General features: G+C 71.9%; 20 protein-coding genes and 1 pseudogene. 13 read left to right on the top strand and 8 right to left on the bottom strand.

Translation table 11 applies throughout. The features are described 5' to 3' along the window. Positions 1 to 53 precede the first annotated feature (53 nt). From ABZ463_RS14695 to ABZ463_RS14685, 3 genes are all read left to right on the top strand, one after another. Positions 54 to 401, top strand: a complete 348-nt coding sequence (locus ABZ463_RS14695) for a cupin domain-containing protein (RefSeq protein WP_352011823.1) — start codon at positions 54 to 56, stop codon at positions 399 to 401. Positions 402 to 497: 96 nt separating this feature from the next. Then, on the top strand, positions 498 to 917 hold the full coding sequence (locus ABZ463_RS14690) for a YciI family protein (protein ID WP_362776260.1): 420 nt from the start codon (positions 498 to 500) through the stop codon (positions 915 to 917). Between the two features lie 84 nt (positions 918 to 1,001). Then, complete coding sequence (locus ABZ463_RS14685; protein WP_352012081.1) at positions 1,002 to 2,279, top strand: DUF6596 domain-containing protein; 1,278 nt, start codon at positions 1,002 to 1,004, stop codon at positions 2,277 to 2,279. A gap of 19 nt (positions 2,280 to 2,298) precedes the next feature. On the opposite strand, the gene ABZ463_RS14680 is transcribed toward ABZ463_RS14685, so the two are convergent. Continuing rightward, a complete protein-coding gene (locus tag ABZ463_RS14680; RefSeq protein WP_362776258.1) occupies positions 2,299 to 3,525 on the bottom strand; it encodes an amidohydrolase family protein in 1,227 nt (408 codons plus the stop codon). A 144-nt stretch (positions 3,526 to 3,669) separates the two neighbouring features. Between ABZ463_RS14680 and ABZ463_RS14675 the strand changes: the two genes are divergently transcribed. Beyond that, on the top strand, positions 3,670 to 4,125 hold the full coding sequence (locus ABZ463_RS14675; RefSeq protein ID WP_352011826.1) for a MarR family winged helix-turn-helix transcriptional regulator: 456 nt from the start codon (positions 3,670 to 3,672) through the stop codon (positions 4,123 to 4,125). A 96-nt stretch (positions 4,126 to 4,221) separates the two neighbouring features. Here ABZ463_RS14675 and ABZ463_RS14670 read toward each other — a convergent pair whose 3' ends face one another. The 3 genes and pseudogenes from ABZ463_RS14670 to ABZ463_RS14660 form a co-directional block, all read right to left on the bottom strand. Then, on the bottom strand, positions 4,222 to 4,491 hold the full coding sequence (locus ABZ463_RS14670) for a hypothetical protein (RefSeq protein WP_362776255.1): 270 nt from the start codon (positions 4,489 to 4,491) through the stop codon (positions 4,222 to 4,224). A gap of 22 nt (positions 4,492 to 4,513) precedes the next feature. Beyond that, positions 4,514 to 4,684 (bottom strand): annotated as a pseudogene (locus tag ABZ463_RS14665) (RNA-guided endonuclease TnpB family protein); the annotation flags it as partial. 193 nt (positions 4,685 to 4,877) lie between these two features. Continuing rightward, the gene (locus tag ABZ463_RS14660; RefSeq protein ID WP_352011828.1) at positions 4,878 to 5,975 is read right to left on the bottom strand and encodes an aldo/keto reductase; all 1,098 of its coding nucleotides are present in this window, start codon (positions 5,973 to 5,975) and stop codon (positions 4,878 to 4,880) included. 126 nt (positions 5,976 to 6,101) lie between these two features. On the opposite strand from ABZ463_RS14660, the gene ABZ463_RS14655 reads away from it, so the two are divergent. From ABZ463_RS14655 to ABZ463_RS14635, 5 genes are all read left to right on the top strand, one after another. Beyond that, the gene (locus ABZ463_RS14655) at positions 6,102 to 6,707 is read left to right on the top strand and encodes a TetR/AcrR family transcriptional regulator (RefSeq protein ID WP_362776253.1); all 606 of its coding nucleotides are present in this window, start codon (positions 6,102 to 6,104) and stop codon (positions 6,705 to 6,707) included. A 110-nt stretch (positions 6,708 to 6,817) separates the two neighbouring features. Further along, positions 6,818 to 7,210: a nuclear transport factor 2 family protein gene (locus tag ABZ463_RS14650; RefSeq protein ID WP_352011830.1), complete on the top strand. Its 393-nt coding sequence runs from the start codon at positions 6,818 to 6,820 to the stop codon at positions 7,208 to 7,210. A gap of 1 nt (position 7,211) precedes the next feature. Further along, complete coding sequence (locus tag ABZ463_RS14645; protein WP_362776251.1) at positions 7,212 to 8,723, top strand: aldehyde dehydrogenase family protein; 1,512 nt, start codon at positions 7,212 to 7,214, stop codon at positions 8,721 to 8,723. Positions 8,724 to 8,763: 40 nt separating this feature from the next. After that, complete coding sequence (locus tag ABZ463_RS14640) at positions 8,764 to 9,975, top strand: acyl-CoA dehydrogenase family protein (protein ID WP_352011832.1); 1,212 nt, start codon at positions 8,764 to 8,766, stop codon at positions 9,973 to 9,975. After that, positions 9,972 to 10,469: a flavin reductase family protein gene (locus ABZ463_RS14635; protein WP_362776248.1), complete on the top strand. Its 498-nt coding sequence runs from the start codon at positions 9,972 to 9,974 to the stop codon at positions 10,467 to 10,469. Before ABZ463_RS14640 ends, ABZ463_RS14635 begins: the two co-directional genes overlap by 4 nt. A 251-nt stretch (positions 10,470 to 10,720) precedes the next feature. On the opposite strand, the gene ABZ463_RS14630 is transcribed toward ABZ463_RS14635, so the two are convergent. Next, positions 10,721 to 11,905: a transposase gene (locus ABZ463_RS14630; protein WP_362776246.1), complete on the bottom strand. Its 1,185-nt coding sequence runs from the start codon at positions 11,903 to 11,905 to the stop codon at positions 10,721 to 10,723. A 179-nt stretch (positions 11,906 to 12,084) separates the two neighbouring features. Here ABZ463_RS14630 and ABZ463_RS14625 point away from each other — a divergent pair, with 179 nt between their 5' ends. Continuing rightward, on the top strand, positions 12,085 to 13,131 hold the full coding sequence (locus ABZ463_RS14625; RefSeq protein WP_362776244.1) for a LuxR C-terminal-related transcriptional regulator: 1,047 nt from the start codon (positions 12,085 to 12,087) through the stop codon (positions 13,129 to 13,131). 24 nt (positions 13,132 to 13,155) lie between these two features. Here the strand turns inward: ABZ463_RS14625 and ABZ463_RS14620 are convergent, their stop codons facing one another. Further along, a complete protein-coding gene (locus ABZ463_RS14620) occupies positions 13,156 to 14,136 on the bottom strand; it encodes a WYL domain-containing protein (protein ID WP_362776242.1) in 981 nt (326 codons plus the stop codon). Positions 14,137 to 14,243: 107 nt separating this feature from the next. On the opposite strand from ABZ463_RS14620, the gene ABZ463_RS14615 reads away from it, so the two are divergent. After that, a complete protein-coding gene (locus ABZ463_RS14615; protein WP_352012082.1) occupies positions 14,244 to 14,639 on the top strand; it encodes a RidA family protein in 396 nt (131 codons plus the stop codon). Between the two features lie 97 nt (positions 14,640 to 14,736). Here the strand turns inward: ABZ463_RS14615 and ABZ463_RS14610 are convergent, their stop codons facing one another. Next, positions 14,737 to 16,170, bottom strand: coding sequence for a M4 family metallopeptidase (locus ABZ463_RS14610; RefSeq protein WP_362776240.1), 1,434 nt, complete (start codon positions 16,168 to 16,170; stop codon positions 14,737 to 14,739). 389 nt (positions 16,171 to 16,559) lie between these two features. Between ABZ463_RS14610 and ligA the strand changes: the two genes are divergently transcribed. Continuing rightward, positions 16,560 to 18,656: an NAD-dependent DNA ligase LigA gene (gene ligA / locus ABZ463_RS14605; RefSeq protein WP_362776238.1), complete on the top strand. Its 2,097-nt coding sequence runs from the start codon at positions 16,560 to 16,562 to the stop codon at positions 18,654 to 18,656. Between the two features lie 180 nt (positions 18,657 to 18,836). Next, positions 18,837 to 19,652, top strand: coding sequence for an inositol monophosphatase family protein (locus ABZ463_RS14600; protein ID WP_362776236.1), 816 nt, complete (start codon positions 18,837 to 18,839; stop codon positions 19,650 to 19,652). Positions 19,653 to 19,892: 240 nt separating this feature from the next. Here the strand turns inward: ABZ463_RS14600 and ABZ463_RS14595 are convergent, their stop codons facing one another. Then, on the bottom strand, positions 19,893 to 20,318 hold the full coding sequence (locus ABZ463_RS14595; RefSeq protein WP_362776234.1) for a low affinity iron permease family protein: 426 nt from the start codon (positions 20,316 to 20,318) through the stop codon (positions 19,893 to 19,895). Positions 20,319 to 20,454 lie beyond the last annotated feature (136 nt).

Here is a 20,454-nt window from a genome sequence, read left to right as displayed (position 1 = left end):
CTGCGTGGGAGATCGGACGCCCACCGCCTCGTCCGTACCGTTCAGGGGAACGAATGAACAAGCTGTCATTGACCGCACTGGCCTCCCAGCAGCTCGACCTCGCCCGTGCCGCGTCGAGCGGGCGCAGCGCGCACACCGTGTACGGCGGGCACGAGCACTCCCTCCGCCAGACGCTGATCGCGCTCGACGCCGGACAGCGGCTCGGCGAGCACGAGAACCCCGGTGAGGCCACCGTGCACGTCCTGCGCGGGCGGGTCCGGCTGAGCGCGGGCGACGACTCCTGGGACGGTTCGGCCGGTGACCTGCTGATCGTGCCCGACGCCCGGCACGACCTTGAGGCGGTCGAGGAAGCCGTCGTCCTGCTCACCGTCTCCCTCAGCCGCCAGGGCTGGGACGCCTGAGAAAAAAGTTCGCCCGCCGTGTCGATCCGCCGTCACGCCGTTCGACCTGTGGGTGAGAGGGCCGAAGGACGGCCCCGACAGCGGAGGAGACCGGAGATGGCGAAGTACATGCTGATCATGAGGGGCACGGACGAGAGCCTCGCCGAGATGATGAAGACGCCCTTCGAGGAGATGCTCGAAACGGTCGGGCGTTTCAACGACGAGTTGATCAAGGCGGGCGTGCTCGTCGCCGCCGAGGGCCTGGACGACCCGGCCCAGGGCGTGGTCGTCGACTTCAGCGGACAGACGCCGGTGGTCACCGACGGCCCGTACGGCGAGACGAAGGAGCTGTTCGGCGGCTTCTACCTGATCGACGTGGCCTCCAAGGAGGAGGCGGTCGAGTGGGCCAGGCGGATCCCCATGATGGCCGGCGCCAAGTGTGAGATCCGCCGGGTGCCCGGCATCGACGAGTTCCCCCAGGACAACGAGTGGGTCGCCAAGGAGCGGGAGTGGCGCGAGCGGACCGGCCAGCTCTGACCGCCGGGACGGGCCCAGAAGACGAGCGCGGCAGGCGAGCACGGAAGACGAGCACAGAGGATGAGCGCGGAAACAGCGGAAACAGTGGGTGAGCCGGTACGGCGGGCCGTCGAGGCCGTCTGGCGGATCGAGTCGGCCAGGATCGTCGGCGCGCTGGCCCGCTACACCGGTGACTTCGCGCTGGCCGAGGACGTCGCGCAGGAGGCGGTCGCCGAGGCGCTCGTCGCCTGGTCGCGCGACGGCACGCCGGACAACCCGGTGGGCTGGCTGCTGACGACCGCGCGGCGGCGCGCCATCGACGGCTTCCGCCGCGGGGCGGCGCTGGGCGAGCGCTACGCCATGCTCGCCGGGCAGCTCACCGAGGGGGAGGCCACCTCGGGCGCGCGGGTCCCGCCGGACCGGGACGACCTGCCGTGGGATCCAGAACGGATCGACGACGACGTCCTGGCGCTGATGTTCGTGGCCTGCCACCCGGTGCTCTCCCCGGAGGCACGGGTGGCCCTGACCCTGCGCGTGGTCGGCGGCCTGTCGAGTGAGGAGATCGCCAGGGCGTTCCTGGTGCCCGTGCCGACGGTCCAGGCGCGGATCACCCGGGCGAAGAAGACGATCGCTGCGGCGGCGGTGCCGTTCGAGCTGCCGCCGCCGGAGGATCGGCGCGAGCGGCTCGGCGGCGTCCTGGGCGTGCTCTACGTGATCTTCACGGAGGGCTCGACGGCGACGGCCGGTGACCACCTGTTGCGCACCGACCTCGCCTACGAGGCGATCCGCCTGGCCAGGACGCTGACCGCGCTGCTGCCCGCCGAGCCGGAGGCGCACGGGCTGCTCGCCCTGTTCGAGCTCACGGCCGCGCGTTTCCCCGCGCGCACCGGCCCCGACGGGGAGGCGGTGCTCCTGGAGGACCAGGACCGGCGGCTGTGGGACCGTTCGGCGATCCGCCGGGGACTGGCCGCCCTCACCCGCGCGGCGGGGGCCGGGCGAGGGCTCGGGCCGTACGGGCTCCAGGCGGCGATCGCCGCCTGCCACGCGTCGGCCCCCTCGGTGGCGGAGACCGACTGGAGACGGATCGTGATCCTCTACGAGGCGCTCGGCCGGGTGGCGCCCTCACCCGTCGTGGAGCTCAACCGCGCGGTCGCCGTCGCGATGGCGGACGGGCCGGGGCAGGCGCTGGGCATCGTGGACGACCTGGCCGTCGCCGGCCGCCTGCCGGGTTCGCACCTGCTGCCGGGGGTGCGCGGCGAACTGCTGGCCAGACTCGGCAGGGCCGCCGAGGCACGCGCGGAGTTCGAACTGGCCGCCCGCCTGTGCGGCAACGTCCGCGAACGGTCGGTACTGCTGCGCAAGGCGGCGGCGCTGCCGGGGTGACCCGGTCCGGCGGGGGCGCTCAGGCGGCCAGCAGGGTGCCGCGGCGCCAGACGGCGCGGATGTCCAGGGTCGCGGAGATGTCGGTCGTGGGGTCGCCGTCCACGAGGAGCAGGTCGGCGCGGGCGTCCACGGCGATCCTGCCCCGGTCGGTGAGGCCGAAGCGGCGTGCCGTGACGCTGGTCGCGGCACGCAGGGCCTCGACGGGCGTCAGTCCGGCCTGGACGAGGTAGCGCAGCTCACGGTGGAGGCTGGCGCCGTGGGCGACACCGCCGAGGAAGGGCAGCGGGAAGGCGGCGTCGGTCCCGGCGAGGATGTCCACGCCCGCGGCGCGCAGGGCGCCGACCGTGTCCAGGACGTCCTCCAGCCTGCCCTGGGGGTAGCGGCCGTAGCAGCGGCGCAGCGTGGTGAGCCAGGCCTCGTCCAGGCGGGAGCCGACGCGCGGGTCCTCGGCGAGGTCGGCGCCGGTGATCCCCGTCATGGAGGCGTTGAGGACCACGCAGGGGACGACGAACGCGCCGGAGCGGGCGACGAGATCGATGATCTCGTCGTCGTGCGGCCGGTCCATGAACAGGTGGGCCAGGCCGTCGACGCCCGCCTCGACGGCCATGCGCGTCGCCTCGACGGTGAGGACGTGGGCGAGGGTGAGCATCCCGTGCCGGTGGGCCTCGGCGACCCCGGCGTTCAGGGTCGCCTGGTCGAGCATGGGCAGGCCGGGGTGGCCCTCGACCGTGCCGTCGTCGACCATGAACTTGATGTAGTCGGAACCCGTCTCGACGAGCTTCGGCACGAAGTCCCTCGCCTCCTGAGGGGTGGTCGAGAGCGGCTTCACCGGGGCCTGGCCGCCGGTCGGCCCGCCGGCGGGGCCACTGTCGCCGAAGTGTGTGCCCGGTGGGAACAGCTCGCTGGGGTGGCCGCCGGGCGGGGTGATGGCGAACCCCGCGGAGCGCACGTCGGCGAGGGCGTCGTCGCCGTCGAGGCGGGCCCTGTTGGGCTTGGTCCACAGCCCCTGCATCTCCAGTTCGGTCGTGACCCCGAACCTCAGCGCGAACGCCAGCGCCTGCTCGGAGGTGTGGACATGGGCGTCGATCAGGCCGGGCAGCAGCGTGCCGCCGCCCGCGTCGACGACGTTCGCCCCTGCGGGCACGTCGCCTCCGACGGCGGTGACGACCCCGCCGTCGATCACGACGGTGGTCTCCCGCAGAACGTGTTCGCCGTCGAAGACGCGGGCGTTGGTCACGGCGGTCATGGGCACTGTGCCTCCCTGGGCGGTGCGGACGGTAGGGGCGGTCCGGGTGCCGCCCATGCCCAAGAAAATACATGACTAATGACATGCATGTGCGTGTCATAAAGCATATGTATGTTTGTTTGTCGTGAAGGTTAGGATGTCTCCATGACCAGCGGTGACGACATGACCCCGGAGGAGGAGGCCCTCCTCGACGGCATCGGGCCCATCTTCGCCCGGCTGCGGCGGCGCGTGCCCGCCTCACGCAGGGACGCCTCCCGCAACCTGGTGCTCAACATCGTCGCCGACAGCCGCGACGAGATGACCGTCGGCGGCGTCGCCGAGGAGCTCGGGGTCGACCAGTCGGTCGCCAGCCGCATGGTCTCCGACTGCATCTCCTCCGGATACCTGCTGCGCGCCGCCTCACAGGAGGACGGCAGACGGACCGTGCTCAAACTCACCCAGCAGGGCGCCGACCTGCGCGAGTGCTTCGCCAAGGGGCAGCGCGAGGCGTTCGAGCAGATCACGGAAGGCTGGCCGAGGAGGGAACGGCTCCAGTTCGCCAGGCTGCTGCTCAGATACGTCGAAGACGCGGCCCTCCTGCGCGAGCGGGAGCGAACCTAGGACCTGTCTGGCAATTCGAAGTCGCGGAGCCAGAGCATGACAGACGCCAGGGTGACGCCTGTCAGGTAGCGGGCGGCCAGATCCACGGACCCCTTGTCAGGAGGCGGGGTGGTCGGAGCTGAGGGTGAGGTCGCGCCAGGTGTCGAAGGTAGTCCTGAGGGTGCCAAGACGGGCGGAGGCCACGTCGTAGGCGGCCCTGCCCGGCAGCAGGCGCAGCGGTGGCCGCTCCGACCCGACGGCGGTGATGATCGCCTCGCTCGCGCGGACCGGGTCGCCGGGCTGCCTGCCGTACGTGGCGAGGGTCGAGGCCCGTCGCGCGCCCGCCGTCTCCGCGTAGTCGTCGATGTGGACGCCGGACTGACGCATGGAGGGGCCCGACCAGTTCGTCCGTGAAACGAACCGTCTGTCGGCTGTCCTTCCTCGACCGGAACCGGGGCGGTGCGATCTTTCGCCCCTTGCGCTTGCCTGTGACCGAGGAGAAGAAGTTGCGGTAGGCGGCGTTCAGGTCCGCCAGCGCCTGCTGCAACACCACGGCCGAGACCTCGCTCAGCCAGGCACGCGACCCGGCGGCGAGTGCCGTACGGTATGCCCGCGTCCTCGGGGCTCAGGCGCTCGCGGCGGGCGCGCAGGAACCGGCCGAGCGGGTTGTCCCGGGCCGTGGCCGCGCCCGTGGTCTCAGGGTCCATGCCTTCGAGGCCAGGCCCTGCGCCGGGGCTGAAGGGGGGCCGTGCCACTCCCCACCCTGACGGGCGTCAGGCCACCCAGTTCCGTACGGCGGGGGCGTATCCGGCGGGCTTGTCCCCGACCTTGACCCCCGGGCTGACCAGATTGCCCTGATACTCCGGGGTGAACATGCCGTAGACCAGCGGGGGCGTCACGGCGCTCGCCTCGTCGAGGACGGCGCGCAGCTCCGGCGGGATCTCGAAGCCGAGGGCGGCCATGGTGCCGTCGAGCTGCCGCACGTCGCTCGCCCCGACGATCGCCGAGGCGATCCCGGGCTGGGTGGCGACCCAGTTGACGGCGACCTGGGCCGTCGTCACCCCGAGCTCGGCGGCGACCTTCTCGGCCGCCGTCAGGATCCGCCACTCCCGGTCCGTCCACGACCGCCAGGCCGAGCCCGAGCGGTCGAGCCTGCCCGGCCCGGTCAGACCCTGTCCGTCACGCCGGTACTTGCCGGTCAGGAAGCCGCCGCCGAGGGGGCTCCACGCCGTGATGCCGACTCCCAGGTCGCGTCCCATCGGGACGTGTTCGAACTCGATCGCCCGGTCGATGAGGGAGTAGGGCAGCTGCACGCAGAGCACCGGAGGGAAGGCGCCGGTCTCGGCGAGGGTCTGGGCGCGGGCCGCGTACCAGGCGGGCACGTCGGACAGGCCCGCGTAACGGATCTTCCCGGCCCTGGTGAGGTCGTCGAAGGTCCGCATGACCTCCTCGACGGGGGTGATCCGGTCCCAGGTGTGCAGCAGGAACAGGTCGACGTGGTCGGTGCGCAGGCGGCGCAGCGACGCCTCGACCGCCCTGATCATGTGCTTGCGGCCGTTGCCGCCCGCGTTCGGGTCTCCGGGCTCGACGCTGTTGGTGAACTTGGTGGTGAGCACCACCCTGTCGCGCACCCCGGCCTCGGCGATGAGGTCGCCGAGGATGGTCTCGCTCTCTCCGGCGGTGTAGAAGTCGGCCGTGTCGATGAGGTTCCCGCCCGCCTCCAGGTAGCGGCGGAAGACGGGGCGGATCTCGTCCCGGGCCTTGCCGTACGCGGCGTGGAAGCCGCCGGTGCCGAAGTTCATCGTGCCGAGCGCGAGCCTGCTGACCCGCAGCCCGGAACGTCCGAGCAGGTAGTACTGGTCGAGAGACATGGGGGTCCTTCCCGTTCTGAGATGGGCGGGTGGGTTTCGCGACCCACCTTGCGCGGCATAAAATGGACTGTCAAGTCCAAAACTGGCGCGATAATATGGACTGAAAAGTCCAATCTGGAGGTGGTCATGCCCACGCTCACCCGCAAGGGGGCCGCGACCCGGCGGCGCATCCTGGACGGCGCCGCCGCGCACATCCGCGAGTTCGGCGTGGCCGCGACGACCCTCGACGACGTGCTGGCCAGGACCGCCACCAGCAAGAGCCAACTGTTCCACTACTTCCCCGGCGGCAGGGAGGAGCTGCTGCTGGCCGTGGCGCGCCTGGAGGCCGACCGGGTGCTTGAGGACCAGCGGCCCCAGCTCGGCGACCTCACCTCCTGGCCCGCCTGGTGGTCGTGGCGCGACACCGTCGTCGAGCGTTACCGCAGGCAGGGCGGCCTGTGCCCGCTCAACGCCGTCACCTCGCACCTGGGCGAGGGCACCCCCGGCGCCCGCGCCGTGGTCACCGGGCTGATGGGCCGCTGGCAGGCCGAGCTCGCCGCCGGAGTACGGCACATGCAGGGCGCCGGCGAGATCGACCCCGCCGTCGACCCCGACCGCGCCGCGGCGGCCCTGCTCGCGTGCGTCCAGGGCGGAGTGCTGATCCAGATGTCCACCGGCGAGACCACCCACCTGGAGGCCGCCCTCGACATGGGCATCGCCAGCCTGCGCGCGGGCTCCTTCCCCGCGAACTGACGGGCATCCCCCGAACAGGGGACGCCCGCGAACCCCGTCCCGGCGGGATGTGGCCGCCCGCGGCCGAACCTACGTTGAGGGAAACGCACCCCCCTCACCAAGGAGTAACCGTGGGTTCGCACAACAGCGTCACCGAGCTCAACGAGTTGTTCGTCGAGGCAATGAACGCCGGGGACCTCGACCTGGCCGTGTCCTGCTGGGACGAGAACACCGTCTTCCAGACCGCGCCGGGGACGGAGCCCGTCCGAGGGCTGCCCGCCCTGCGGGAGGCGCTCCAGCGGTTCATCGACACCAAGCCCCACCTGACGATCGAGGAACTGCACCGGGTCGAGGCGGGGGACGTCGCCCTGGTCGCGCTCAGGTGGCACCTCACCGGGACCGGTCCCGACGGGGAGCCGATCGAGATGGGCGCCGTGGACAGCAACGTCTTCTGCCGCCAGGCCGACGGCACCTGGCGCATCCGCATCGACAACCCCTTCCACTCCCAGCACATCGGCTTCTGACATGACCACGACCGAAGCCACCACGGCAGTCACGGCCGGCCGGCTCTCGCTGGCCGCCCCGCAACCCCTGCTGATCGGCGGCGAGGAGGTCGGGGCCGCCCGGACCTTCCCCGCCGTCGACCCCAGCACCGGCCGCGTCTGGGCGCAGGTCGCCGAGGGTACGGCGGGCGACGTGGACCGCGCGGTCGCCGCGGCCAGGAGCGCCTTCGACACCTGGCGGCGGACCTCGCTCGACACCCGGCAGGCCCTGCTGTGGGCCGTCGCCGAGCGGCTGACCCAGGACGCCGGACGCTGGCCCGCCCTGCTCGCGACCGAGAACGGCAGAGCCATCCGCGAGGGCGGCCTGATCGACGTGCCGACGGCCGCGGAGATCTTCCGGTTCTTCTCCGGCGTCGTCCGCGACCTGCACGGGCGGACCGTGCCCTGCGGCCCCGGCGCCCACGTCTCCACCACCCCGCGCCCGCTCGGCGTCGTCGCCGCGATCGTCCCGTGGAACTCGCCGCTGATCTCGGTCGCGCACAAGCTGGCGCCCGCCCTGGCCGCGGGCAACACCGTCGTGGTGAAGCCGTCGGAACTGGCCTCGGTCAGCACGGTGGAGTTCGTCCGGCTCGTGCAGGACCTGTTCCCGCCCGGCGTCGTCAACGTCGTCACCGGGTTCGGCCCCGAGGCCGGGCACGCGCTCGTCTCCCACCCCGACGTCGCCAAGGTCAGCTTCACCGGCGGCACCGAGACCGGGCGCCGCATCCTCGGGGGCGTCTCGGAGCGGCTGGTCCCGGCGCTGATGGAACTGGGCGGGAAGGGGGCCATGGTGGTCTGCCCGGACGCCGACCTCGACACCGTCACCGAGGACGTGCTCACCGGCGTCTTCGCCGCCAACGGCGAGGTGTGCTTCGCCTCCTCACGGCTCATGGTGCACCGGGACCGCCACGACGAACTCCTCGAAAGGGTCGTCGCCCGCGCCGAGTCGATCGTCGTCGGCGACGCCCTCGACCCGGCCACCCAGCTCGGCCCGCTGGTGACGGCCGGGCACCGCGACCTGGTCGCCGCCAGGGTGCGGGCCGCGCTCTCCGAGGGAGCGGGGCTCAGGGCGGGCGGGCACGTCCCGGAGATGTCCGGCGAGCTGGCCGGGGGCAGCTACTACCGGCCGACCGTCCTGGCCTCCCCGGACGGCACGACCAGCGCCTCGTGCGAGGAGTTCTTCGGCCCCGTGCTCACCGTGGAGTCCTGGACCTCGGAGGAGGAGGTCGTCGAACGGGCCAACAGGGTCGCCTTCGGGCTGGCCAACGGGGTGTGGAGCACCGACCTCGCCCAGGCCTACCGGCTGGCGGACCGCCTCGACTCCGGGATGGTCTGGATCAACACCTGGTTCGCGACACCGCTCGGCCAGCCGCAGGGCGGCGTCAAGGCCAGCGGCTTCGGCAGGGAGGGGGCCACCTCGACCCTCCTGGAGTACACCTCGACCAAGGTCGTCCACGCCAGCCTCGACACCGCCCGTCCACCGATGTGGACCTGAGACCCTTCAGAACAGATCGACCAGGAAGACAGGCACCACCATGCGCTTCGACCTCGACGAACACAGCGCGCAACTGGCCGAGCTCGGCGCGAGACTCGCCGCCGGGTTCGCCCCCCACGCCGGGGAGCACGACCGCGACCGCAGCACCGCGACGGAGAACCTCGCCAAACTGCGCGAGGCGGGCCTGTACGGCGTCGCGCTCCCGCGCGACCTCGGCGGCCTCGGGGCCAGGACGACCCAGTGGCTGGCCACCGTCGAGGCGCTCGCCAAGGGCGACGCCTCGACCGCGCTCGGCTTCAACATGCACTACGTGGCCACCCGCATCATCGCCACACTCGACGCCGTACCGGCCGACGCCAGGAAGCGGGTGGCCGACCTGGTGGTCCGGGACGGCGCGCTGATCTGCGCGCCGCTGTCCGAGCCGTCCGCGTCGAGCCTGCTGCCCGCCACCTACATGCCCACCCTCTCCGCGCGCCGGGTGCCCGGCGGCCTGGAGGTCAGCGGCACGAAGATGTTCGCCTCCCTGTGGGAGGCCAGCGACTACGCCTTCATGTTCGCCCACCCGGAGTGGGCGGACGACCCGACCCACGTGGTCGGCTTCCTGATGCCGACCCGCCAGGACGGCGCGATCACGGTCACCGACGACTGGGACACGCTGGGCATGCGCTCGACCCGCAGCAACCAGGTCCGCATCGACGGGGCGTTCGTGCCGGACGACCTCGTCCTGTGCGAGTTCGGCGACTTCCTCGGCAACTGGATCGTGGCCCAGGCCCATATCGCGTGGGGCGGCTACACCGGCGTCTACCTCGGTGTCGCCGAGGCGATGGCGGAGTGGCTGCGGAACGCCCTCGGGACGCGCACGGCCAAGGGCCACGCCCAGCCGATGGGCTACCACCCGACGATCAGCACCGCGATGGGGCACATCGCGGCCCAGATCGAGGCGGCCAGGCTGATGATGTACCACGCGGCCTGGGAGGCCGACGAGAACAGCGGGCCGAGCCTGAACACCTGCGCCGCGTTCCTGCGGGCGAAGCTGATGGTCGGCACGGCGATCCACACGATCTCCACGCTCGGCACGACGGCGGGCGGCCTCAACTCGCTGATGCGGGCCAAGGGCTACGAGCTGATGCTGCGGGACGCCATGACCGGCCCGATCATGCCGCCGAACGCGCTGGCATGCGCGGAGATGGCCGGTCTGATCTCGATGGGGCTCGACCCGGGCCAGGCACCGGCCCTGCGCACGGCGTCATGAACGGGGCCACCTCGTGCGAGCCGTCGACCGAGCCGACTCCCGAGGCCTTCAGATCGGCGTGCGCCCAGTTCCCCACCGGGGTCGTGGTCGTCACGACGACCCTGGACGGCACGCCGTACGGCAGCACCGTCAACGCCTTCACCTCCCTCACCCTGCACCCGCCCCAGGTGCTGGTCTGCCTGGCGGCGACCTCCCGCACCTGGTCGGCGATCGAACGCTCCGGGGTGTTCGCGGTGAACGTGCTCTCCTCGGGGCAGGCGGCCACGGCCCGGCTGTTCGCCTCGAAGGACTCCGACAAGTTCGAGCACGCGGACCACGTCCCCGGCGCGGTCGGCGCGCCGCTGCTCGCCGGGACCACGGCGAGCTTCGAGTGCCGCCTGGCGGGGACGCTGCGCAACAACTCACACTGGATGCTCATCGGGCGGGTGGTCTCACTGGCCGCCGAACCCGAGCGTGAGCCGTTGCTCTTCCTCCACGGCCGTCTGGCCGGATGACGGCCCCGGCGGACCCGGCCGGACAGCGGCTCGGCGGACCCGGCCGATGACGGCCCGCCGGACCCGGCCGGATGGCGAGCCGCCGGGCGCGGGTCCGCTGAGCGGACCCGACGCTTGGCGGCCACGGCCGTCCTCCTGGAAGGTGGGAGGAAGCCGGTCCGGGCGGGACGCCTCGGCGGGCCGCCCGGCCGAGCGTGTCGAGAGTGGAGCACGTCGTGACTCCTCCGTTCCCTGAAGGAAGCGGCTTCTCGCTAAGCCGCTTCCGCGGCCTGGCGAAGGGCAAGCCCTGCCCTCAAGACGTTGACCGCCGCGTTCACATCGGCGTGCGCGGCATGCCCGCACTCCCGGCATCGGAACTCGGTTTGGGTGAGGCGGTTCTCCGCAGCGCGGTGCCCGCAGGCGGCGCAGGTGCGGGAGGTGTGGGCGGGGTTCACCGCGATCAGCTCTCGACCGGCGCTCTCAGCCTTGTACGACAGAATCGTCAGGAACACCCCCCACCCCGCATCCAGAATGCTCCGGTTCAGCCCGGACTTGGCGGCGATGTTCCGTCCGGGCCGCTCGACCGTGCCCGAGGCCGAGCGGGTCATGTTCGCGATCCGCAGGTCCTCGTGCACGATCACGTCGTAAGTGCGGACCAGGGCGAGCACGGCCTTGTGCCCGTGGTCGAGGCGCTGACGGCGGACCTTGCCGTGCAGGGCGGCGACCCGCGCGACCGCCTTACGGCGCCGCGTGGAGCCTCTCTTCTTACGGGCCAGTGCCCGCTGAGCCTGCGCGAGACGATCGGCGGTCGCGGCCAGGTGGCGCGGGTTGGCGACGTGCTCGCCGCCGGAGGTGGTCACCAGCGAGGTGACGCCCATGTCGATGCCGACCGCCGTGCCCGTGGCGGGAAGTGGTTCGGCGGGCACGTCGTCGCACGACAGCACCACATACCAGCGGTCGCCCTCCCGTTTGACGCCGATCGTCTTCACGCGGCCCTTGACCGGCCGGTGCCGGTGCGCCCGGACCTGCCCGACACCCTGAAGGCGGACATAGGTGGCGCTGGGGTGTCCGGGCTGGGAGTCCCACCGGCAGCCGTCACCGTCCCTGGGCCACTCAACGGTGTCGAACCGGCCCCGCCCCTTGAACCGCGGGAAACCGGGCGTGCGGCCTGCTTTGACGCGGTCGAAGAACGCACGGAACGCCTTGTCGAGCCGTCGAAGGGTGGCCTGCTGGGAGGAGAAGGACCAGGGCCCCTGCCCGTCCGGGTCGTCGGCGCGGATGTGCTTCAGTTCGGCCGACTGCTCGCCGTAGCGGATGTTCACGCCCGCCTTGGCATAGGCGGTGCGGCGATGCTCCAGAGCGGCGTTGTACAGGACCCGGTGATCGTCCAGGCACGCCGCCAGCGCGATCTCCTGGTGGCGGGTGGGACGCAACAGGAATTTGAACGATCTGCGCACACCCCACCCCCATCACGTTCGGTAACTAAACCGTCACGATATCGGCCGGCACCGACAAAACCAGGAAGGACATCCGCGATGCGCGGACCAGGCGGGTCACTGCACGCCCGGGCCTTGGCGGCCCTCCCGCTCCCGATTCCCCCGTCACCTAAAGGCGACAGTCCCCTCGGGAGAATCTGATGGGCAGTCCCGCCGCCGATCCGGTCCGATCGCTGCCGCCCGCGCTCGTCGCCGAGCTGGTCGCCTCGCCCTCCCTCGACCGGCTGCTCGACCGCTTCCTCGACTTCCTCGAAGAGGCGCCGGGCAGGTTCGGCTCCTTCGCCGCGGGCGTCTACGTGCACGACAACGTGACCGGGCGCCCCGCCGCGGCCAGGGTGCGGGGACTGGGCGACTACTACGTGCGCAGCTACGAGCGCCACGGCCGCGACCGGGACCCCGTCGTCCAGCGAGCCCTGCGCGAACGCCGGGTGTGCGACAGCGACTCGCTGATGCCGAGGGAGGAGTGGCTGAAGCTGCCCATCGTGCACGACGTGTTCGCCCCGCACGCCATGGCGCGGGTGCTGTGCGCCCCGTTCGTCGTCGGCGCCGAGGTGGCGGGCACACTGAACCTGGCCCGGCGGGACGGGCAGCCCGAGTTCACCGAGGCCGACCGCGACGCCGCCCACGTGGCGGCCATGGTGCTGGGCATCGCGGTGTCCGCGGTGCGGGAGCGGTCCTCGATCGAGCGTGAACGCCACCAGCTGGCCGAGGCGCTCGACCGGTGCGGCACGCCGGTCGTGCTGACCGACCTGGCGCTGGCGCGGCGCCACCTCAACGCGCCCGCCCTGTCCCTGTTCGCCAGGCTCGGCGATGCCCGCCCGGAGGTGGAGCGGCTGCTCGACTGCGACGGGGACAGGACGGTCGTCTCCTGGAGCGCGGACGGCGCCCTGGAGACCGGGCCGCACCTCACCGTCACCTCGCAGCGGCTGCCCGGCCAGCCGGACGTGATCGTCTCGGTCATCACCGTACGGGACGGTACGGCGCGCCTGGTCGCCCCGTACCGGCTGGCGTCCCTCACCCCGCGCGAGGCCGAGATCGCCACCCGCGCCCTCACCGGCCGCAGGGACGGTGAGATCGCGGCCGAGCTGTTCATCAGCCCGCACACGGTCAAGCACCACCTCAAGTCGATCTACGCCAAGCTCGGCGTGCACACGCGCGCGGAACTGCTCGACCGCCTGCTGCGCTGAGCCCGCCGTACGGCCCGGCACCCGTCAGTCCTCGGGGCGGTCCTCGTAGCGGGTGGCGATCGCGGTGGCGCGCTCGCGCAGCCAGGCGCGCAACCACCGCGGGGCCAGGGCCTCGGCGTCCAGGGCGAGCTGCCACAGTGCCCACTTGGCGTGTCTCGCGTCCTGGAAGGTCACCTCCATCCGCAGCAGGCCGTCCGGGTCGGCATCCTCGGCGAGGACGGCCAGCGCGGTGCCCACCAGCTCCTCCCGCCTGGCCGGGGCCAGCCGTACCAGTACGGCGACCTGGTCGCCGCCGGCGCGGAACCGCGTGCCGCGCTCCTGCCAGGCCCGGTCCAGATCGACCCGGTCCGGCCGCCGCGCGGGCTCGGCGAGCCTCTCGGCGGCCAGGACCCGGGACAGCCGGTAGGTGCGGTCGGCGCCGGACCGCGTGGCCAGCAGGTAGCCCTGGTCGCGTACGGTGACCAGGCCGATCGGATCGACGGTGCGCCACCTCGGGGCCTGGCCGACGGCCGCGTAGTGGATGCGCAGCCTGTGCCCGGCGAGCACCGCGCGCCGGATCTCGGCGACCACGGCGTCCGGCACCTCCTCGGCGACCGACCGGCGCGAGAGGAGGTCGGTCTCCGGGTCGATGAGCAGCCGCTCGGCCGCCTCGGCCGCGATGCCCTGATGACTTTCCGGCAGCGCGTCGATCACCTTGAGCATCGCCGAGGCGAGTGCGGAGCCGAGGCCGAACGCCTGCGCGCCGCGCCGGGACCCGGCGATCAGCAGGGCGAGGGCCTCGTCGTGGTTCAGCCCGGTCAGCTCGGTCCGGAAACCGGGCAGCAACGAGAACCCGCCGTGCCTTCCGCGTTCGGCGTAGACCGGGACACCGGCCGCCGACAGCGCCTCGATGTCGCGCAGCACGGTGCGGGTGGACACCTCAAGCTCGCGGGCCAGCGCGACCGCGGACAGCCGGCCGTGCCGCCGCAACAGCAGCACCAGCGAGACCAGCCGATCGGCACGCACGCAAAAACACTACTGGAATACACGACACAAGATGTCGTGATTTGCCGGGAGGCTTGGTGACATGGCCATCAGGCCGATGAATGTAACCGAATGGAGCTGACATGGCAGTGGAGCGAACGGCGGTCAACCCGTGGGCGTGGTCGACGGAGCTGGGATACAACCAGGGGGAACTCGTCTCCGGGCAGACCCGGACCCTGTACTGCGCCGGGCAGACCGCGATGGGCGGCGACGGCAGGCCCCGGCACGCCGGTGACATGGCGGCGCAGCTGGCGCTGAGCCTGGACAACCTGGAGGCCGTGCTCGGCGAGGCGGGCATGTCCCTCGCCGACCTCGTCCGGCTCAACGTCTACACCACCGACGTGGACCGGCTCTTCGAGCACTACGGCGTGCTGGCGTCGCGGCTGGGTGCCGCCGGGGTGGCGCCGTCGACCACGATGCTCGGGGTGACACGGCTGGCGATCCCCGACCTGATGGTCGAACTTGAGGGAACCGCCGTCGCCTGAGGCACCCGTGCGACACCACCGGAGTGTCCCGGCGGCCGGAGGGGCGGACGGTCTCCGCGTCCGCCCCTCCTCCGGCCGCACCCGTGGCGGTCGTTCGTCAAGGCGTCGCCTGATCGCCCTCCCCCATGACCGTGAGGGTGAAATGGGCCGTCTTGGCGGAGCCGCCGGAGGTGGCGACGAAGGTGATGGTGTGGGTACCCAGGGGGGCGCCGGCCGAGACGTTGATGGTCGCCGTGATGGTTTGACCGGCCTGGACGATGTTGACGGTCGTTCCCGCGGGGGTGCCGGTGGCCGACAGGGTCACCGGCTGGGCCATGTCGGGAGACAGCCTGATCTGGACGGTGGTGGACCCGCCGGGGCTGACCGTGGCCGAGGGCGGGTCGACCGTGATCCCGCTGGGATAGGGGGAGGGCGGGGGAGTGGGCGTCGAGCAGGTCGGCTCGCCGGCCTGGGCGGGGACGCGGATGGCGGTCCACGCGGCCTTGGTCGCGTTCATCTCGGGGCAGCCGTAGAGGTTCTTCGCGGCCAGCATGGTGGCCACGCGTGCCCTGCCGTACGACCAGCCGAGGGACTTGCGCTGGATCCCCTGATAGAAGATCCGGGCGGCCTTCTGGATGCCGACGCCGGTCAGCGTGGACGGGCCCGCGCAGACCGGGCTGGCGGGTTTGCCCGGCGGGTTGGTGCCCTCGGCGAGTAGGTAGAACCAGTGGTCCTGCGGTCCGCCGTCGGCGGGCGGGATCATGGAGAGGGGGTAGCAGTTCCGGTTACCCGTCAGTGAGGGGTCGTACATGTTCCTGAGCGGCCCACCGCCCACGATGTTCACCTCCTCGCCGATCAGGTAGTCCGGTTCGTCCAGGGCAGGGGGGTGGTTGGCGTAGTGCTCGGTCAGGGTGCCGAAGATGTCGGCGGCGGACAGGCGGAGGGACTGCGCCTCCGGGCCGTTGCCGTCGTCGTAACCGGTTTTGGCGTAGACGGCCAGGCCGTAGTGGTATCCGACCAGGTCGAGTGAGGTGAGCTGGTCGGTGCGGGCGCTGTTGTGGCCGAAGACGGCGCGGGCGCCGTCCCAGTAGGCGTTGACGTCGTTCAGGCCGACGGAGGCCGGGTAGGAGTGGCCGGCTCCGTCGACGCCGTTGCGTCCCAGCCAGTCACGCAGCATGTCCCAGTGCTTCTGCGCGGCGAACATGACGTCGACGCAGGCGGTCTCCAGACTGGTGCCGGTTCCGTCGCCCCAGGTGTCGGTCGGCTTGGTGAGGACGGGGCCGTTGAGACGGCCGCAGCTCAGACCGGGGCGGGTGGGGTCGTTCAGGGAGTACAGGCCCCCGGAGTACGTGGTCTGGACGGCCACCGGGTTGCCGTTGAAGTGACTGTTGCCCGAGCCCAGGAGCGCCCGGCCGGCCGTTCCCGCACCGCTGTGCACCGTGGCGAGCCGGGGCGCCGTGCTCGTGGTCTCCGCCCCGTTCACCGGCGCCGTCGTGCCCATGGTGACGACCGTCATGAGAGCGAACGCTCCCAGCGTGGTTTTGAGGTTCATACGCGATGACTCCTTGTCCGCAGGCGCAAGGAGCCGTGGCCGGCCAGGGCTGCCCCAACGGTGCCATCGACATGGGGGGCGGAGAACCCTACAAATCCTTATATTTCGGGCGTATGGCGTGCATAGCGCTCCCGGTGGGCGCACGGGCCAGGGACCGGAAAACACGTTCCGGTCCCGAGGGGGTCCTCGTGGCCCCGGCCGTGAATCGACGGGGCAGGGCCTGACGTGCGCGCGCAGGGAACCGGCCCGGCTTGGGCCGTCCGGCCTTCCGCGAGGAGCACGTGGGCTCCGCGTGATCGTTCGGACGACGCGCACGGCCGGTTGACCACCCCTGTTCACCGCACGCTCGCGGTCCGGAGAATGTCGGTTCCGTTCGACAGGATGTCCTCATGAGCGACACGCCTCCTCTCACCGTCCCCGCTGACCGGGCCGCCTACGCCGCGGCGGTCCAGCTGGCGGTCGACGCCGCCGCCGCCTACTACGGCGACGGCACCTCCTCCCTCGACGACGACGACTACGACCGGCTGGTCCGCGGCATCGAGGCCTACGAGGCCGAGCACCCGGGCGACGTGTCGCCGGATTCGCCCACGGGAAAGGTCGCCGGAGGCGCCGTCGTCGGCGACGTCCCGCACAGCACCCCGATGCTGAGCCTGGACAACGTGTTCTCCGCCGACGGCCTGGCCAAGTGGGCCGCCGGGCTGGAGCGCCGCCTGGGCCGTCCGGTCACCGCCTGGAGCGTGGAGCCCAAGCTTGACGGCCTGGCGATCTCGGCCCGTTACCGCAACGGCCGCCTGGTCCAGCTCATCACGCGCGGCGACGGCACGGCCGGGGAGGACGTCAGTCACGCGATCGGGACGGTCGTCGGTCTGCCGGGCACGCTCACCGAGCCGGTCACGGTCGAGATCCGCGGCGAGGTGATGATGACCGCCGCCCAGTTCGAGGCGGCGTGCGCCAAACGTCAGGCCCACGACGGCACCACGTTCGCCAACCCGCGCAGCGCGGCCGCCGGCACGCTGCGGGCACAGGACCGGCCGTATGTGTGCGAGCTGACCTTCTTCGGCTACGGCGCCCTGCCGCTGCCGCCCGGTGACGGCTCCGAGGTGGCCGTACGGCTACGCGAGCTGCCGCACAGCCGGATCATGGGCCTGGTCGCCGCGTGGGGCGTGCAGACCACCGCCGCCACGCCGGTCGCCGGCGTCACGGCCACCGGCGTCGAGGAGATCCAGGCCCGCGTCGAGCAGATCGCCGCCCAGCGAGCGGATCTGGCCTTCGGCATCGACGGCATCGTGATCAAGTGCGACCTCGCGGAGGACCAGGCGCAGGCCGGGTTCAGCTCGCGCGCTCCCCGGTGGGCGGTCGCCTACAAGCTGCCCGCCGTCGAGAAGATCACCAAGCTGGTCGCGGTGGAGTGGAACACCGGCCGTACGGGCATCATCGCCCCGCGCGCGGTGCTGGAGCCGGTCGAGCTCGACGGGTCGATCGTCACCTACGCCACGCTGCACAACCCCAGCGACATCACCCGGCGTGGTCTCATGCTGGGCGACTCGGTGACCGTCTACAAGGCCGGAGACGTCATTCCGCGGGTGGAGGCGCCGGTGGTGCACCTGCGCACCGGCGACGAGCAGCCGATCGTCTTCCCCGAGACGTGCCCGAACTGCGGAGACGTCATCGACACCGGTCAGGAACGGTGGCGATGCGTGCGGGGCAGGGCCTGCCGGGCGCTGGCCCCCATCGCCTACGCGGTCGGCCGCGACTGCCTCGACATCGAGACCCTGGCCGAGTCCCGCATCGTCCAGCTGCTGGACGCCGGGTTCATCGCCGACTTCGCCGACCTGTTCCTCCTGACCCGCGACCAGGTCCTCACCCTGGAGCGGATGGGGGACACCAGCACCGACAAGCTGCTGGCCGCCATCGAGACCGCCAAAACCCGGCCGCTCAGCAGGGTGTTCTGCGCACTGGGCGTTCGCGGCACGGGCCGGTCGATGAGCCGCCGGATCGCCCGGCACTTCGCCACCATGGAGGCCGTTCTCGCCGCGTCCGCCGAGGACCTGCAGGCGGTGGAGGGCATCGGCCCGGAGAAGGCCCCGGTCGTGGTCGCCGAGCTGGCCGAGTTGCGTCCGCTGATCGACAAACTCATCCAGGCAGGGGTGAACATGGTCGAGCCCGGCGTCACACCGGCTGTGGCGGTCGACGGGGCGGGCGACGGCCAGGAGGACGAGAAGGGCGAGGGCTCCGCGTTGCCGCTGGCCGGGATGACGGTCGTGGTCACCGGCGCGATGAGCGGTCCCCTGCAGGACCTGTCGCGCAACCAGGTGAACGAGCTCGTCGAACGGGCGGGAGGCAAGGCGTCGTCCGCGGTCTCGGCCAAGACGTCGCTGCTGGTCGCCGGAGACAAGGCCGGGTCCAAGAAGGCCAAGGCCGAGGGCCTGGGCGTACGGATCGCCTCACCGGAGGAGTTCGCCGCACTCGTCGGCGCGTTCCTGTGACATCCTCCCCCGCCTGAAGGACGGGGCGTCCACGCTGCGGGCGCTCGGCGATCGAACACCGTCCTTGGCCCGGAAGAGCCACCTGCCGTCGACCGTCCACGGCCTTGTCCGGTGGCGGCCGGCCGCAGGGGTGACGTCCGATCCGGCCGACGGAGACCGGCTCCCGGTACCCTGCACGGCGTGATCGACTCCAACGCGGGTCCCGACGACGCCGAGGTCGCGATAGCCGCGGCGTGTGCCGGCGCCGACGTGGTGCGTGGCCTGTACGGCCGGCGGCTCGCCCGCATCGACAAGGGCGCCGGAGACTTCGCCACGACCGCCGATGTGGAGGCCGAGAAGGCGATCCTCCGCGTCCTCCGTGCCGCCCGGCCCGATGACGCGGTGCTCGGCGAGGAAGGCGGGCGGCAGGGCGCGGCCGGCGCCGAGCGCCAGTGGTTGGTCGACCCCTTGTGCGGCACGCTGAACTACGCCGTCGGCGGCATGCTGGTGGCGGTCAACGTGGCGTTGCGCGACGGGGCGGCGGCGGTGGCCGACCCGTTCGGCGGCGAGGTCCTCTTCACCGACGGCGAGTCCGCCTGGACGCGGCACGACGGAGCCGACGCGCGGCTGGTGCCCACTTCCGCCAGCCGGTTGGTGGACGTCAACCTGGACCCGCCGTTCCCGAGCGCGCCCGGGTTCCGGGCCGTTGACCTGCTGGCCCACGCCGAGTTCGCCGAGCGGTTCCGGCCGAGGGTCGTGTCCACGACGCTGGCGTTGGCCTGGGTCGCGGCCGGCAAACGCGCCGCGTACGTCACCGACGGTGGTGACCTGTCCGGGAGCGTGCACTTCGCCGCCGGGATCGCCGTGTGCCGGGCCGCCGGTTGTGTGGTCACCGGGATCGACGGCGCCCCGATCGGGCGGGCGGGCCGCGGGCTTGTGGTGGCCGCCGACGCCGAGGCCCACGGGCTGCTGATGTCGATGATCCACGGCCGAAAAAAGGAGAGGCCGCTCTCCTGATCGGCCGCCGCGATCGCTCGGCCGGCCCGATCGCTCGGCCGCCACGATCGCTCGGCTGGCCCGATCGCTCGGCCGCCGCGATCGCTCGGCTGGCCCGATCGCTCGGCTGGCCCGATCGCTCAGTCGCCATGATCCGAAGAGGTGTCTGCCGGAGATCGGCTACGCCACGACGCCGGCGGGCGTCGTCGTGATCGGCCGGTGTCGGCGCTCGCCACGGTGCGTGAGAACCGCGGGCCGGGATCAGGTGCCTTCCTTGTTCTCCAGGCCGACGGCGGCACGCAGCTCGCGCATGTCCTCGTGCAGCTGCTTCAGCTGCCGGTCGGCGGCGACCTGCTTCATCAGGTCGGCCAGCGCGTCGGCGATCGCGTTCAGCTTGTGCTGCAGGGCCTCATCGGCCCGCCTCTGCGTGTTCTGCAGCAGGGCCACCAGCAGGAACGTCACGATGGTGGTGGCCGTGTTGATGATCAGCTGCCAGGTGTCGACGTCACCGAAGAGGAAGTACGACGGAGCCCAGACCAGGACCAGCAGCACGCACATCGCAAAGAACCAGGCGCCGGAGACGAAGGCGGCGGCCTTGGTGGCGAAGCGGTCGAAGAACGACAGGCGGGCGTTCACGTCCGTCGGCATGGTGGCCGTGTCGCCGCTGCCGGAGTGATGTGTCGTCATCGCCGCCCCCTTTACTCCACCAAAACGCGAGAAAGGACAGCTATCCAGGAGAACGTTCTGGAATCATCGCCGTCCGTAATTTTTATGTGGTGCTTCGCGCCGGTCACCGCCACCGCCGCCTCACCGGACGAACAGC

It is taken from the genome of Streptosporangium sp. NPDC020145, from assembly GCF_040631275.1.
In the GTDB taxonomy this organism is placed as follows: Bacteria; Actinomycetota; Actinomycetes; order Streptosporangiales; family Streptosporangiaceae; genus Streptosporangium.
This window is presented reverse-complemented; position numbering and strand designations above follow the sequence as displayed.